General features: G+C 64.0%; 12 protein-coding genes. 7 read left to right on the top strand and 5 right to left on the bottom strand.

Annotation, left to right across the window (positions count from 1 at the left end; all coding sequences use genetic code 11):
- Positions 1-66: 66 nt before the first annotated feature.
- On the bottom strand, positions 67-1,026 hold the full coding sequence (locus QCE73_RS29125) for an MBL fold metallo-hydrolase (RefSeq protein ID WP_035507432.1): 960 nt from the start codon (positions 1,024-1,026) through the stop codon (positions 67-69).
- 181 nt (positions 1,027-1,207) lie between these two features.
- Between QCE73_RS29125 and QCE73_RS29120 the strand changes: the two genes are divergently transcribed.
- Both QCE73_RS29120 and QCE73_RS29115 read left to right on the top strand, forming a co-directional pair.
- Positions 1,208-1,987 carry a helix-turn-helix domain-containing protein gene (locus QCE73_RS29120; protein ID WP_309884651.1) on the top strand — a complete coding sequence of 260 codons (780 nt, stop codon included), beginning with the start codon at positions 1,208-1,210 and terminating at the stop codon, positions 1,985-1,987.
- The gene (locus QCE73_RS29115) at positions 1,984-2,790 is read left to right on the top strand and encodes an IclR family transcriptional regulator (protein ID WP_309884649.1); all 807 of its coding nucleotides are present in this window, start codon (positions 1,984-1,986) and stop codon (positions 2,788-2,790) included. The genes QCE73_RS29120 and QCE73_RS29115 overlap by 4 nt, the downstream gene beginning before the upstream one ends.
- Here the strand turns inward: QCE73_RS29115 and pdxY are convergent.
- The gene (pdxY, locus tag QCE73_RS29110) at positions 2,787-3,668 is read right to left on the bottom strand and encodes a pyridoxal kinase PdxY (RefSeq protein ID WP_035507571.1); all 882 of its coding nucleotides are present in this window, start codon (positions 3,666-3,668) and stop codon (positions 2,787-2,789) included. The two genes, QCE73_RS29115 and pdxY, sit on opposite strands and share 4 nt — an antisense overlap.
- A gap of 484 nt (positions 3,669-4,152) precedes the next feature.
- On the opposite strand from pdxY, the gene glgC reads away from it, so the two are divergent.
- The 4 genes from glgC (at position 4,153) to QCE73_RS29090 (ending at position 9,275) form a co-directional block, all read left to right on the top strand.
- Positions 4,153-5,427, top strand: coding sequence for a glucose-1-phosphate adenylyltransferase (gene glgC / locus QCE73_RS29105; protein WP_035507443.1), 1,275 nt, complete (start codon positions 4,153-4,155; stop codon positions 5,425-5,427).
- Between the two features lie 54 nt (positions 5,428-5,481).
- Entirely contained in the window at positions 5,482-6,945 is a 1,464-nt protein-coding gene (glgA, locus tag QCE73_RS29100) for a glycogen synthase GlgA (protein ID WP_309884648.1), read from the top strand.
- Between the two features lie 63 nt (positions 6,946-7,008).
- Positions 7,009-7,809 (top strand): SDR family oxidoreductase, encoded by an 801-nt coding sequence (locus QCE73_RS29095; protein WP_309884647.1) that lies wholly within the window; start codon positions 7,009-7,011, stop codon positions 7,807-7,809.
- A gap of 29 nt (positions 7,810-7,838) precedes the next feature.
- On the top strand, positions 7,839-9,275 hold the full coding sequence (locus QCE73_RS29090) for a dihydrolipoyl dehydrogenase (RefSeq protein ID WP_309884645.1): 1,437 nt from the start codon (positions 7,839-7,841) through the stop codon (positions 9,273-9,275).
- Positions 9,276-9,348: 73 nt separating this feature from the next.
- Here the strand turns inward: QCE73_RS29090 and QCE73_RS29085 are convergent, their stop codons facing one another.
- The 3 genes from QCE73_RS29085 to QCE73_RS29075 form a co-directional block, all read right to left on the bottom strand.
- A complete protein-coding gene (locus QCE73_RS29085) occupies positions 9,349-9,705 on the bottom strand; it encodes a hypothetical protein (RefSeq protein WP_035507454.1) in 357 nt (118 codons plus the stop codon).
- Between the two features lie 264 nt (positions 9,706-9,969).
- Positions 9,970-10,866 carry a 3-hydroxyisobutyrate dehydrogenase gene (gene mmsB, locus QCE73_RS29080; RefSeq protein ID WP_309884643.1) on the bottom strand — a complete coding sequence of 299 codons (897 nt, stop codon included), beginning with the start codon at positions 10,864-10,866 and terminating at the stop codon, positions 9,970-9,972.
- Positions 10,867-10,881: 15 nt separating this feature from the next.
- The gene (locus QCE73_RS29075) at positions 10,882-12,414 is read right to left on the bottom strand and encodes a CoA-acylating methylmalonate-semialdehyde dehydrogenase (protein WP_309884642.1); all 1,533 of its coding nucleotides are present in this window, start codon (positions 12,412-12,414) and stop codon (positions 10,882-10,884) included.
- A gap of 202 nt (positions 12,415-12,616) precedes the next feature.
- Between QCE73_RS29075 and QCE73_RS29070 the strand changes: the two genes are divergently transcribed.
- Positions 12,617-13,591, top strand: a complete 975-nt coding sequence (locus QCE73_RS29070; protein WP_404989822.1) for a LysR family transcriptional regulator — start codon at positions 12,617-12,619, stop codon at positions 13,589-13,591.
- The last annotated feature ends 115 nt before the right edge of the window (positions 13,592-13,706 follow it).

Raw genomic sequence — 13,706 nt, 5'->3', positions numbered from 1 at the left:
GCGCGCCTTTTTGCCTGAAGAGAAGGAAGAGCGGCGCGTTTCAGTACGCGCCGCGAGAGATGAGCGTCAGTCCTGCAAAGCGGCCCACATATCCTTGTCGCGCTGGGCGGTCCAGATACGCGGATGCTTGATGCCGCTCGCCTCGTCATAGGCGCGCGACACGTCGAACGGCAGGCAGTGTTCGTAGATGAAAACGTGGCCGAACTTCGGGTCCATCGCGCGGCGGGTGAGCGCCATCGAGCCCTTCAGATCGAGCTTGTCGGCGACGGCATCGCGGCCCGCCTGCAGCAGCGTCGTGACGAAATCCTTCGTGTAGTCGAGACCCTTGTCGACTTCCGCCGGCGACAGCAGCGCAGGACCGCGGCCCGGCACGAGCTTGTCCGCCTTCAGCGCGCGCAGCGCTTCGAGCGTCGTGGGCCATTCTTCGAGTTGCGCATCGCCGCAATAACAGGCGGCGTCGTACTCGACCAGATCGCCCGAAAAGAGCACCTTCTGCGACGGCAGCCAGACGACCGTGTCGCCCTTCGTATGGCCCGAGCCGAGATGGGCGATCTTCACTTCGAGCTTGCCGAGGAACAGCGTGATTTCCTTCTCGAAGACGAGCGTCGGCCACGTGAGGCCGGGCACCGTCTCGACGCCGGCGAACAGACGCGGAAAGCGCTCGATCTCCGACTTCATGTCCTGCTCGCCGCGCTCGACGATCATTTCATACGTGCCGCGGCTCGCGATGACCTGCTCTGCGCCTTCCGCGAAATACGCCGACGCGCCCAGCACGCGCACCGCGTGGTAATGCGACAGCACGACGTATTTGATCGGCTTGTCGGTGACGCTGCGGATTCTCGCGATGAGATCCTGCGCCATTGCCGGCGTGGCGGTCGTATCGACGATCAGAACGCCGTCGTCACCGATGATCACGCCCGAGTTCGGGTCGCCCTCGGCCGTGTACGCGTACGCGTTCTCGGAAAGCTGCGTGAAAGTGACCTTCTTCTCTTCCAGATCGGCCTGCGATGCGAATGCTTTTGCCATGATCGTGTCTCGATTCCATTCTCGTGGGGATGAATGGATGATCGTCCTGGCAATGATCTTTGTCAACAGCAAGTACGCTTGCTATTTGCAAATTACGGGTAAATACTGAATCGCTTCATTGGATGATTCCTGCTCGGCTAACATTTGCCATTCGTTCACTTTTATCGATCGCGGAGCGCTCTTGGTTCGTCCCACTCCTGCCACGCCTGACGCCGAAGCCGGCGAAGAAAAAAAACAGCGCGGCATTCAGAGCGTCGAAGTCGGCGCGCGTCTGCTCGATGCGCTCGCCGCACGGCGCGAGCCGCTCGCGTTGAGCGCGCTGGCCGATGCCGCCGGGCTCTCGACCGCGCAGGCGCACACCTATCTCGTGAGTCTCACGCGTCTCGGGCTCGTCAAGCGCGACGCGCTCACCGGCAACTACGAGCCGGGTCCGCTTTCGCTGCGTCTCGGCCTATTGAATCTGGAACATCAGCCGGCGTATCGCGCGGCCGCGTCGCGTGTTCCGGCGCTGGCGCTCGCGACCGGCATGAGCGTCGCGGTCAGCGTCGCCGGGCCGCAAGGGCCGACCATCGTGCGCTACGAGCGCGGCGGCTATCCGCTGCATGTCAATTTGCACGTCGGCACGGTGATGTCGCTGTCCGCGACGGCGACCGGACGCGTCTTCCGCGCTTTCGACGATGACGCCCGCGTCGCCGCGATGCTCGCGCATCAGGCCGAAGCCGATGCGCCTGAAATGAGCGCGCGCATCGGCGAAATCCGGACGCGCGGCATCGAACGCGGCGTCGATAAGCCGAGTCCGGGCGTCAGCAGTATGAGCGTGCCGGTATTCGACGGCGCGCAGAGGATGCAACTCGCGCTGACGGCGATCGGCCCGACCGGTCTGTGCGATGTCGATTGGGACGGCCCGCTGGCGCGCGCATTGAAAGACGCGGCTCGCGATATCACCGGATTGCTTTCATGACGACATTCGACGAAGACATCAAGCCGCAGCGCGGCATCAACGCACTCGACGCCACCGGCGATCTGTTGCGCGCACTGGTTGCAGTGGGCCAGCCGCTCACGCTGCGCGATCTTGCGGCCGCGGCCGGCATGCCGCCCGCGAAAGCGTTCGCACATCTGGTGAGTCTGGTGAAGGTCGGCCTGCTCGCGCGCGACGACGCCGGGCTCTTCCACGCGGGCCGCCTGAGCCGCGAGCTCGGGCTCATCGCGCTGCAACGCCTTTCGCCGATCCGCGACGCGGAAAGCGAAATCGTCGCGCTCGCCGCGAGCACGTCGATGACGGTCGCCGCCGCCGCGCTCGGCCCGCTCGGCCCGACCGTGATCCGGCTGGAAGAATCGGCGCGGCCACAGCATGTCAGCTTGAGAGTCGGCACGGCGATGTCGCTCGTCAACACGGCGATCGGGCGGGTCTACGCCGCGCATCTGCCCGCGGACATGCTTGCATCGTTGATGGAACAGGATCACATCCGCCTGGCGGGTTCGGCGGCGGATGCGGGACTGGACGCCGCGTATCGCGCGCGGCTCGACGGCATCCGGGAACGCGGCCTCGACACGGCGCACGGCGCGCCGGTGCCCGGCATTCATGCACTGGCCGCGCCGGTTTTCGATCACACCGGGAGCGTGTGTCTCGTGATTGCGCTGATCGGCTCGTCGGGCGGCTTCGACAGCGCTGCGGACGGTCCGCTCGCACGCGCCCTTCTCGCCGCGACGCGGCGTCTGTCGTGGCGTTTCGGCCTGATGGAAGCGAACGACAAGGCGACCTAGCGGCCCCTGGCTCGCTCAGTGCCGGTTACGCGGATCGCGGGAAAACGGTCGGTCGGCTTCGCGATCTCGTCCTGCGACGCGACGATTTCCAGCTCGTAGCGCCCTGCATCGTAAGTCGCCTTGACGACGGCGTTCACCGCCGCGAGCGTGTGCTCCAGCGCCGTGCGCAGCGAATCGCCCTGCAGGGTGCGCGCGACGAACACCGCGCTCGTCAGATCGCCGACGCCCACCGGCTGCCGCGCGAACGGATAGAGCGGGCGCTGCGCGAACCACGCTTCGGACGGCGACACGGCGAGCATGTTGAAGGTGTCGGCGCGGCTGTTGCGATCGAGCAGATGCTTCACCATCACGATGCGCGGGCCGCGCGCGATCACGTCGCGGCACGCGTCCACCGCTTCCTCCACCGTTTCGATGGGGCGTCCGACGAGCTTTTCCAGCTCGACGTGATTGGGGATGATCGCATCGGCGATTTCGGGCATCGTCGTGACGAGGAAATCCTCGATGCCCGGCGCGACCGTGCAGCCGCCCGTCTGCCCCATGACCGGATCGCAGAAATAGAGCGCGCGCGGGTTCACGGCCTTCACCATCTTCACGATTTCGACCACCGCGCGAGCCTGCTCAGGCGCGCCGAGATAGCCGGACAGCACCGCATTGCAGCGCGCGAGCACGCCGATCGCGCCGATGCCTTCGATCACGTTCTGAAGCTCGTCGGCGTCGAATGCGCTGCCGGTCCAGCGGCCATACTGCGTGTGATTGGAGAACTGCACGGTGTTGAGCGGCCAGACGTTGACGCCCAGACGCCGCATCGGGAAAACCGCAGCGCTGTTTCCCGCGTGGCCGAACACCACATGCGATTGAATGCTCAGGACGTTGTTCATGTTCTGCTTTCCCGATTGATCGTGTCCGGACTGGTGAAACGTTTGTCGCGCCGGTGGTCGTGCGGCGCAGCGCAAGAGCAACTTAACGAAGAACGCCCGTGGACGCCGTCTGCGGGCGTGCTAAGGCGACTCGATCTTCGTATTGTGCCGTGCCTCGACGCACTGCGGCATGGCCCGTTCGATATAAATCGCCAACACGCGTTTTATCAAGCGATCCGATCGATCAGAAGGCCAAAAGGTCGCGCGGCTGCAACACCATCATCGTTCGAAGACGCCGCGCAGCACGCCCGTGCTGCGTTCGGCACGCCGCTTGCTCTACTGATCCGATTGCCTCCGCAGTGCATCAACGCGAAAAAAACGAGCGACTTCAGCACACGGAGTTCAATGCGCGCCGGATAATGCTCCATCGACGCAACAGCGAAAGCACACGAGGACGAACACACGGCAAGACATCAATAGTCGCAGGTCAAATCAGGAGGCTGGCATGGAGACGCTGTCTAAGAATCGCACCGATTTGCAAAAGTCGACCCTCGCAATCGTTCTCGCCGGCGGGCGCGGCACCCGCCTCGGCCCGCTCACCGACAAGCGCGTGAAGCCAGCCGTCCACTTCGGCGGCAAGTACCGCATCGTCGATTTCGCGCTGTCCAACTGCCTCAATTCCGGCATCCGCCGCATCGCCGTCGTCACGCAATACAAGGCCCATTCGCTCATCCGGCACCTCCAGCGCGGCTGGGGTTTCCTGCGCGGCGAGTTCAACGAGTTCATCGATATCTGGCCGGCGCAGCAGCGCGTCGATTCGAGCTGGTATCGCGGCACGGCCGACGCCGTCTATCAGAACCTCGACATCGTCCGTTCGATCGGGCCGGAATTCGTCATCGTGCTGGCGGGCGATCACATCTACAAGATGGATTACACGCGCATGGTGCTCGACCATGTGGAGAGCGGCGCGGACTGCACGGTCGGCTGCATCGAGGTGCCACGCATGGACGCCGTCGCGTTCGGCGTGATGCACGTCGACGAGAACCGACGCGTCACGGACTTCCTCGAAAAGCCCGCCGATCCGCCCGCCATGCCGGGCAAGCCGGATATCGCGCTCGCGAGCATGGGCATCTACGTGTTCAGCGCGAAATATCTCTACGACATGCTGCAGGAGAACATCGAGACGTCGAACACGGATCACGACTTCGGCAAGGACATCATTCCGCGTGTCGTCACGACCGGCAAGGCGATCGCGCATCCGTTCGGCATGTCGTGCGTCACGTCGAGCACCGATCCCGAAGCGCCCGCCTACTGGCGCGATGTCGGCACGGTGGACGCGTACTGGTCGGCGAACCTCGATCTCGCCTCGACCATTCCCGAACTCGATCTCTACGACCGCAACTGGCCGATCTGGACCAATCAGGAACAGTTGCCGCCCGGCAAGTTCGTGCGCGACCTGAACGGCCAGCAAGGCGCGATTACGAATCTGCTCGTGTGCGGCGGCTGCGTGATATCGGGATCGCAGGTGTCGAAGTCGGTGTTTTCGTCGGCGGTGCGGGTGCACTCGTTCTGTAACATCAATGAGGCAGTCTTGTTGCCTCAGGTGACCATCGGGCCGAGTTGCAGATTGCAGCGCGTCGTGATCGATCGCGGTTGCACGGTGCCCGAAGGTCTCGTGGTCGGCGAGGACCCGGACGACGACGCCGCGCGTTTCTTCCGCACGGAGTCGGGCGTCACGCTCATCACGCGCGATGCGCTGGCGCGGCTGCCGCAAAGCTAGGCGCCGGCGCGCCGGACGACCACGACAACACGAATCCATTCGACGGGAGCGCCGATGACCGTATGCGTGCTGCATGCCGCAGCAGAAATGTTTCCGCTGTTGAAAACCGGCGGCCTCGCCGATGTAGTCGGCGCGCTGCCGCCCGCGCAGTCGCAACTGGGCACGGATGCGCGCGTCGTGCTGCCGGGCTTTCCCGCCGTGCTCGCGGGCCTCGACGACCTTCAGCCGGTCGCCGATCTGGGCGCCGCGTTCGGCGCGGGCAACGTGCGGCTCGAACGTGGCGTGCTGCAGCCGCACGGCGTGACGGTGTACGTCGTGCGCGCGGATCAGTTCTACGATCGCCCGGGCAATCCGTATCTCGACGCCGCGCATCGCTCATACGCCGACAACGACCGCCGCTTCGCGCTGCTCGGCTGGGCGGCGGCGCGCATCGCGACGGGCGCCGATCCGGCGTGGAAGCCGCATATCGTCCACGCGCACGACTGGCACGCGGGGCTCGCGCCCGCGTATCTGCGCGCATTCGAGCGCGACGGCGCGGCCAGGGTCGCGAGCGTGATGACCGTGCACAACCTCGCGTATCAGGGCACGTTCGCCGCGTCGGAATTCGGGGCGCTGCAGTTGCCCGCCGACTTTTACGCAGTGGACGGCGTGGAGTTCTACGGCCACGTCTCGTTCCTGAAGGCGGGACTCTACTACGCGGACCGCATCACGACGGTAAGCCCGACCTACGCACGCGAAATTCAGACGCAGACGCACGGCGCCGGGCTGCACGGCCTGCTGCAGACCCGCACCTACGACATCACCGGCATCCTGAACGGCGTCGATTATTCGATCTGGAGCCCGTCCGTCGATGAATCCATCGCGGCGAAGTACACCGCGTCGAAGCCATCGGCGAAATCGAAGTGCAAGGCGGCGCTGCAGGAACGCATGGGACTCGCGCGGGACGACGACGCCCTGCTGTTCGGCGTCGTCAGCCGGCTCACCGAGCAGAAAGGGCTCGATCTGCTGCTCTCGGCCGTGCCCGATATCGTGCAGCGCGGCGGCCAGCTCGCCGTGCTCGGCACGGGCGATCCGGCGCTCGAAACCGGCATGAAGAACGCGGCGGCGGCGCATCCGGGCGCGGTCGCGATCGAGCTGGGGTTCGACGAGACGCTGTCGCATTCGATCATCGCGGGCAGCGATGTGGTGATGGTGCCGTCGCGCTTCGAGCCGTGCGGCCTCACGCAGCTCTACGCGCTCGCCTACGGCTCGCTGCCGCTCGTGCATCGCGTTGGCGGGCTTGCCGACACCGTCGTCGACAGTTCGCTCGAAAATCTCGCCGACGACCTCGCGACCGGCTTCGTCTTCGATACCTTCGATCGCGCGGGCATCGTCGGCGCGATCCGGCGCGCGTTCGCACTGAAGGCGCGGCGCACGGACTGGAAGGCCGTCGTCAAGCGCGCGATGGGCCAGAGCTTCAGTTGGGAAGCGGCCGCGCTGAAATACGCCGACGTGTATGAGGAATTGACGAGCCGCTGACGCCTTCCTTCCGTGGGCGCGCGCCTTACTGCCGAGGAACGACTGACCATCACGGAACTGCACATGCACAAACCTCTGGCAGGCCAGATCGCGCTCGTGACGGGCGCGAGTTCGGGCATCGGTACGGGCGTCGCCACCGCGCTCGCCGATGCCGGCGCGCGCGTCGCCATCAACTATCACTCGCACGCGGAACCGGCCGAAGAACTCGCCGCCGCGATCACCGCGAAAGGCGGCGAAGCATTCGCCGTCGGCGCGGATGTGTCCGACGAAGCCCAGATCGACGCGATGTTCGATGCCGTCGTGAAGCGCTTCGGCACCATCGATATCGTGGTCGCAAATTCCGGGCTACAGAAGGACGCGAAGTTTTCCGCGCTCACGCTCGCGGACTGGAACACGGTCATCGAAACGAATCTCACCGGCCAGTTCCTGACCGCGCAGCGCGCCGTGCGCATCTTCGAGCGGCGCGGGATGCGCGACGTGTCGAAGGCGCTCGGCAAGATCATCTGCATGAGTTCGGTTCACGAGGTCATTCCGTGGGCGGGACACGTGAATTACGCGGCGTCTAAAGGCGGCATCCAGATGATGATGAAAACAATCGCGCAGGAAGTCGCGCCGCAGCGTATTCGCGTGAACGGCATCGCGCCCGGCGCGATCCGCACGCCGATTAACAAGGACGCATGGGATACGCAGGAGAAGCTCGACAAGCTCCTGACGCTGATTCCCTATGGGCGCGTCGGCGAAGTGGAGGATATAGGCCGTGCGGCGGTGTGGCTCGCGTCAGACGATAGCGATTACGTCGTCGGCACAACGCTTTTCGTCGATGGCGGCATGACCCTCTATCCGGGATTCGCGGATAACGGCTGATATCGCATCGACAAAAACACGGGGACGGAATGAACGAAATCAAGGTTGACGTCGCCGTGATCGGCGCAGGCACCGCGGGCATGGCCGCGTTGCGCGCGGCGCGGCTCGCGGGCGCGAACGCGGTGCTGATCGAGGGCGGCGAGTTCGGCACGACCTGCGCGCGCGTCGGCTGCATGCCGTCGAAGCTGCTGCTCGCGGCGGCGAATGGCTTGCACGATGCGCGTTCGCTGGCCGCGCGCGGCATCGAAGGCACGCACGCGCTGGAAGCGGACTACGCGCATGTGCTCGACTACGTGCGGCGCGAGCGCGATCACTTCGTCAAGGGCGTGCTCGAAGAAATCGACACGCTGCCCGGCGACATCGTGCTGCGCGGTGAGGCGCGCTTCGAAGCGCCGACGCAGCTGGTCGTCGGGGATCACACGCGCGTGGAGGCGAAGAGCGTCGTGATCGCGACGGGCGCGGCGCCGAGCGTGCCCGACGAACTGAGGGTGTTCGGCGACAAGCTCATCACGAGCGACGATCTTTTCGAGCTGCGCACGCTGCCCAAACGCATCGCCGTGTTCGGCGCGGGACCGATCGCGCTGGAGCTGGGACAGGCGCTCGCGCGTCTCGATATCGAAATCCTCATGTTCGGCAAGGGCGGCCGCGTGGCAGGGCTCACCGACAAACCCGTGCGCGATGTGCTCGCGGCCGCGCTCGCCGACGAATTCTATTTCGATCCCGACGCGAAGTTCGAAAAGATGTCGCTCGAAGACGGCGTGCCCACGCTGCGCTTCACGTCGCCGGATGGCGCGAGCCACGTCGAACGTGTCGATCTTGTGCTCGCAGCGACGGGCCGCAGACCGAATCTCGCGCCGCTCGCGCTCGAAAACGCGGGCATCGAATTGAACGAAAAAGGCGTGCCGCTGTTCGACGAAAGCACGATGCAATGCGGCACGAGCTCCATCTTCATCGCGGGCGATTGCGACGGCACGCGCCCCTGGCTTCACGACGCCGCCGACGAAGTCAAGCTCGCCGGCGACAACGCCGCGCACTTCCCGGACGTGCAGGCGGTCAAGCGCAAGGTGCCCTTCTCGATCGTGTTCAGCGAGCCGCAAGCGGTAATGGTCGGCGCGTCGTACGAGGAACTCGACAAGCAGATGACGGTGACCGGCGAGGTATCGTTCGAGAATCAGGGCAGAAGCCGCGTGATGCGGCAAAACCGCGGCCTGCTGCACGTCTACGCCGACGCGAAAACCGGCAAGCTTCGCGGCGCGCAAGGCTGCGGTCCGGCGATGGAGCATCTGGGGCATCTGCTCGCGTGGGCGCTGCAACTCGAGTTGACGCTCGATGAAACGCTCAAGCTGCCTTTCTATCATCCGGTGGTGGAAGAAGGCCTGCGCAGCGCGCTGAAGGATGCCGACAGAAAATGTTATGAAGAGCGTTCGGAGGCACCGCCGAATTTACCAAGCGCGGCAGGTTGTTAAGCGCCAAAACAAAACGCCGGCTGTTAAGAGCCGGCGTTTCGTCTTTCTAATCATGCAAGAGAGCCGTCAGCGATCAGCTTCCGCTCAGACCATATTGCAGTGCAAGATCGAAACCCAGCACCACTAGCGAACAGAACAGACCCAGCGACAAATTCGCCAGCCGGTGGCCGACATCCTTGTGCTTCGTCAGAACGGCGCCCGCGAGGAACGCGATTTCCACGATGACCTGCATACAGAACACGGCAATCATCAACGCGAACTCATAACCCATCGAGTTGAAGTTCATGAAGTTGAAGCCGTTCACTGCGACCCAAGAACCCACTCGCCAGGCTTCGTATGCCAATAGCAGCAACGGAAAGAAATAGCTGGCTACATAAGTCGGCACCGTGGCGTGCCGCAGTTCCATATTTAAGTGACGTGTTACTTGCATCGCGTACTCCTCATCTGATTGCCCGAAAATGACGGGCGTTCTACCTGCACCGTGGCGCAACCGGAGCGTTCTGACCGAACGGCAGACGGGCGTCGTGCTTTCAGAATAGGACAATTTTCGGGAAAGCGAATCATCGTATTCCCGATGATCACACCCAGTAAGGGATTACACGATGCATTGTGCAGTGCAACTGAACAACGTTGTTATTTATACCCTTGAATCCGGCACGCGCGTGCGCGCCGAACTCATATTTCGTTTGATCGCTTATTGGCCGTTTTGTTGCTTGCCGTATAGCTTGATAATCCCTGAAAAATCGAGTCCGCCGAGTCCCTGCTGGCTCATCGACTGATACAACTGTTGTGCCAGCGCGCCCATGAAAACCGGCTGCTTTGCGCTACGCGCCGCATCGACGGCAAGGCCCAGATCTTTCAACATCAGGTCCGCGCCGAAGCCGCCCGAATATCCGCGCGAGGCGGGCGCAGTTTCGACGATTCCCGGATAGGGATTACACGTATCCGAACTCCAGCAACGCCCGGTCGATGTATTGACGATGCTCGCCAGTTTCGTCGGATCGATGCCGAGCGTTTCGCCCAGCTTCATCGCTTCCGCGACGCCGATCATGGAAATCCCTAGCAGCAAGTTATTGCAAATCTTGGCGATCTGACCGGTGCCCGTTTCGCCGCAGCGCACCATGTTCTTGCCCATGCCGGACAGCACGGGGCGCAGCGTTTCGAAGAGCGCTTCGTCGGCGCCGACCATGAAGGTCAGCGTGCCCGCCTGCGCACCGACGACGCCGCCGGAAACGGGCGCATCCGCGAACGGATTGCCCTGCTTCGCCGCCGCCTCGCCGATAAGCTTCGCGGTGGCCGGATCGATCGTGCTGCTGTCGACGAGCGGCACGCCTTTCGCGACGCCCGCGAGCACGCCGTCATCGCCGAGATAGACCGACTTCACGTGCTGCGCTGCGGGAAGCATCGTGATGACGACTTCCGCGCCTTCGGCAGCCGCGCGCGGCGATGCGGCCAGGGTCGCGCCCGCCGCCTTCGCCGCGTCCAGCGCCTCGGGCACGAGATCGAATGCCGTCACCGCGTGTCCCGCTTTCAGGAGATTGGCGGCCATCGGGCCACCCATGTGCCCGAGGCCGATAAAGCCTATTTTCATCGCTGTCTCCTTTTCTTATCTCAGCGAGATGGTCGTGTTGACGCCGTCGTTCACCGTGGCGTCGTCGAACCAGCGCGAGGTGACCGTCTTGGTCTGCGTGTAGAACTGCACGACCTGCTTGCCGTACGGGCCGAGATCGCCCAGTTTCGAGCCGCGCGAGCCCGTGAAGCTGAACGCCGGCACCGGCACCGGAATCGGAATGTTGATGCCCACCTGGCCGATATCGATCTCGCTCTGGAACTTGCGCGCCGCCGCGCCGCTTTGCGTGAAGAGACCGACGCCGTTGCCCATCGGATTGCGATTGACGAGCGCGATCGCGTCATCGAGCGTGTCGGCCTCGACCACGCACAGCACCGGGCCGAAGATTTCGGTCTTGTAGATCGACATGTCGGTATCGACGTTCGTGAAGATCGTCGGTCCGATGAAATTGCCGCTCTCGTAGCCCTTCACATCGATACCGCGGCCATCGAGCGCGAGCGTCGCGCCCTCTTCCACGCCACGGCCGATCAGGCCGAGAATGCGCTCCTTCGCCGTTTTCGAGACGACCGGGCCGACATCCGTATTCGGTTCGATGCCCGCATTGACCTTGAGCGTCTTCGCGCGTTCGACAAGCTCCGGCACCCAGTCCTTCGACGCCCCGACGAACACCGCCACCGACGTCGCCATGCAGCGCTGACCCGCCGCGCCGAAGCCCGCGCCCGCGAGCGCGTTGAGCGTCTGTTCCTTGTTCGCGTCGGGCAGCACGACGGCGTGATTCTTCGCGCCCATCATCGACTGTACGCGCTTGCCGTGCTGGCTCCCGAGGTTGTAGACATGCGTGCCGACGGCCGTCGAACCGACGAACGAGATCGCCCTGATGTCGGGATGCGTGCAGATCGCATCCACCACTTCCTTGCCGCCATGCACGACGTTGAGCACGCCCGGCGGCACGCCTGCTTCGATCGCGAGCTCGACGAGCTCCATCGTCGAAAGCGGGTCCTGTTCGGACGGCTTCAGCACGAAGGTGTTGCCGCAGACGATCGCCATCGGGAACATCCACAGCGGGATCATCGCGGGGAAGTTGAACGGCGTGATGCCCGCGCAGACGCCGATCGGCTGGCGCAGCGTGTAGGTATCGACGCCGCCCGCGACATTCTCGGAGAATTCGCCTTGCTGCAAGGTGCTGATCGAGCACGCATGTTCGACGACTTCGAGACCGCGGAAGATGTCGCCCTCGGCATCGGCCAGCGTCTTGCCCTGCTCGGCCGTGAGCGTCTGCGCGATGCGTTTCTGGTTCTGGCGCACGAGATCCTGGAACTTCAGCATCAGTCGCATGCGCGCGCCGAGCGGCGTCGTGCGCCACGTCTGAAACGCCTTGTGCGCGGCGCCAACGGCGGCGTTCACCTCGTCCATCGTCGCGAAGGGCACGCGGCCGACCACCTCCTGTGTCGCGGGATTGACGATGTCGCGCCACTCGGTCGTCTTCGAATCGACGAACTGGCCGTCGATCAGCAGCTTGGCCGTACGGACGGACGTATTCTGCGCCGGATGTTCAGCAGCGATATTCACGAGTCACTCCTTGTCTGGAAAATTGCAAACGCGGGGGTTGGGATGAGCGGCGAAGACGCGCGGACGGGACGCCGGTGCGGCGCCGAAGGGAATGGCATGTCGTCTCCGTTTATAAGAAATCGGCCTGCACTGCTGCACGGTCGTTTCCTTGAGTATAGTTATGCAAAAGTCCATCATGGCACCATAAAAACACCCGATCGATATGCAAAAAAACGCCATGCAAACCGCCAAGTTCGACCTCGCCCGCCTCAACTGGGACGATCTGCGCTTCTTCCTCGAAGTCGCCCGCACGCAGCGCGCGAGCGGCGCGGCCAAGCGCCTGGGCGTCGATTACACGACGGTCGCGCGGCGCGTGCGCGCGCTCGAAGACGCGCTCGGCACCCTCCTGTTCGACAAGTCGCGCAGCGGCGGATTCATTCTGACCGCCGAGGGCCAGCGGCTGCTCGGCTTCGTCGATTCGATCGAGACGACGGTGCAGTCCGCCACCGAGCAGATCGCCAATACGGGCCACGCGCTGTCGGGACATGTGCGCGTCGGTTCGACGGAAGGTTTCGGCTGCTTTTTTCTCGCGCCGCAGCTCGCGCGCTTTCAGGACGCGCATCCGAACATTTCCATCGACCTGTTGCCGGTGCCGCATTTCGTGAGCCTGTCTAAGCGCGAGGCGGATATCGCCGTGACGCTCGAGCGTCCCGAGCAGGGCCAGTATGTCTACACGAAGCTCTGCGAATACCGGCTCAAGCTCTACGCGACCGCCGAGTATCTGGACGCGCACGAGCCGATCCGCACGAGCGACGATCTGCGACATCATCGCTTCGCGAGCTATATCGACGATCTCGCGTTCAGTTACGAACTGCTGTATCTCGAACGCGCGGTGCCGGGCGCGGTGTCGCGCTGGCGCAGCACGAGCGCGATCGCGCAATATTTCGCGGCGCTGCAGGGCCGCGCGCTCGCGATCCTGCCGTGCTTCATGACCTCCGCCGATCCGCGCTTCGTGCCGGTGCTGCCGGACGAGATCGTCGTGACGCGCGCTTTCTTCCTGTCCTGCCGCGAGGATCTGCGCAAGCTGAAGCGCATCACGGCCGTCTGGGACTATCTGCGCGCGGCGGCCGAAGCGAACCGCGGATTCCTGATGGGCGACGGCACGCAGATGGCGTGGGTCGATGTCAAGTCATCCTGATCGAATCACGGTTTGTGACAGCGAGATCGGATCAGACGTGTTATCCGTCGATGCCCGATCACGCGTCACAAAATTTGACTCGATGAATTCGTGTAATTTTGCTTCGATATCCTCT

Source organism: Caballeronia sp. LZ029 (genome assembly GCF_031451275.1).
In the GTDB taxonomy this organism is placed as follows: Bacteria; Pseudomonadota; Gammaproteobacteria; order Burkholderiales; family Burkholderiaceae; genus Caballeronia; species Caballeronia jiangsuensis.
The sequence above is the reverse complement of the archived record's forward strand: the minus strand, read 5'-3'. Positions and strand labels throughout refer to the sequence as shown.

Coding starts and splice junctions, on each gene's coding strand:
- QCE73_RS29070 (WP_404989822.1), top strand. CDS start 12,617: ATGCAAAAAAACGCCATGCAAACCGCCAAGTTCGACCTCGCCCGCCTC.
- QCE73_RS29085 (WP_035507454.1), bottom strand. CDS start 9,705: ATGCAAGTAACACGTCACTTAAATATGGAACTGCGGCACGCCACGGTG.
- pdxY (WP_035507571.1), bottom strand. CDS start 3,668: ATGAACAACGTCCTGAGCATTCAATCGCATGTGGTGTTCGGCCACGCG.
- QCE73_RS29090 (WP_309884645.1), top strand. CDS start 7,839: ATGAACGAAATCAAGGTTGACGTCGCCGTGATCGGCGCAGGCACCGCG.
- QCE73_RS29095 (WP_309884647.1), top strand. CDS start 7,009: ATGCACAAACCTCTGGCAGGCCAGATCGCGCTCGTGACGGGCGCGAGT.
- glgA (WP_309884648.1), top strand. CDS start 5,482: ATGACCGTATGCGTGCTGCATGCCGCAGCAGAAATGTTTCCGCTGTTG.
- QCE73_RS29125 (WP_035507432.1), bottom strand. CDS start 1,026: ATGGCAAAAGCATTCGCATCGCAGGCCGATCTGGAAGAGAAGAAGGTC.
- QCE73_RS29115 (WP_309884649.1), top strand. CDS start 1,984: ATGACGACATTCGACGAAGACATCAAGCCGCAGCGCGGCATCAACGCA.
- glgC (WP_035507443.1), top strand. CDS start 4,153: ATGGAGACGCTGTCTAAGAATCGCACCGATTTGCAAAAGTCGACCCTC.
- mmsB (WP_309884643.1), bottom strand. CDS start 10,866: ATGAAAATAGGCTTTATCGGCCTCGGGCACATGGGTGGCCCGATGGCC.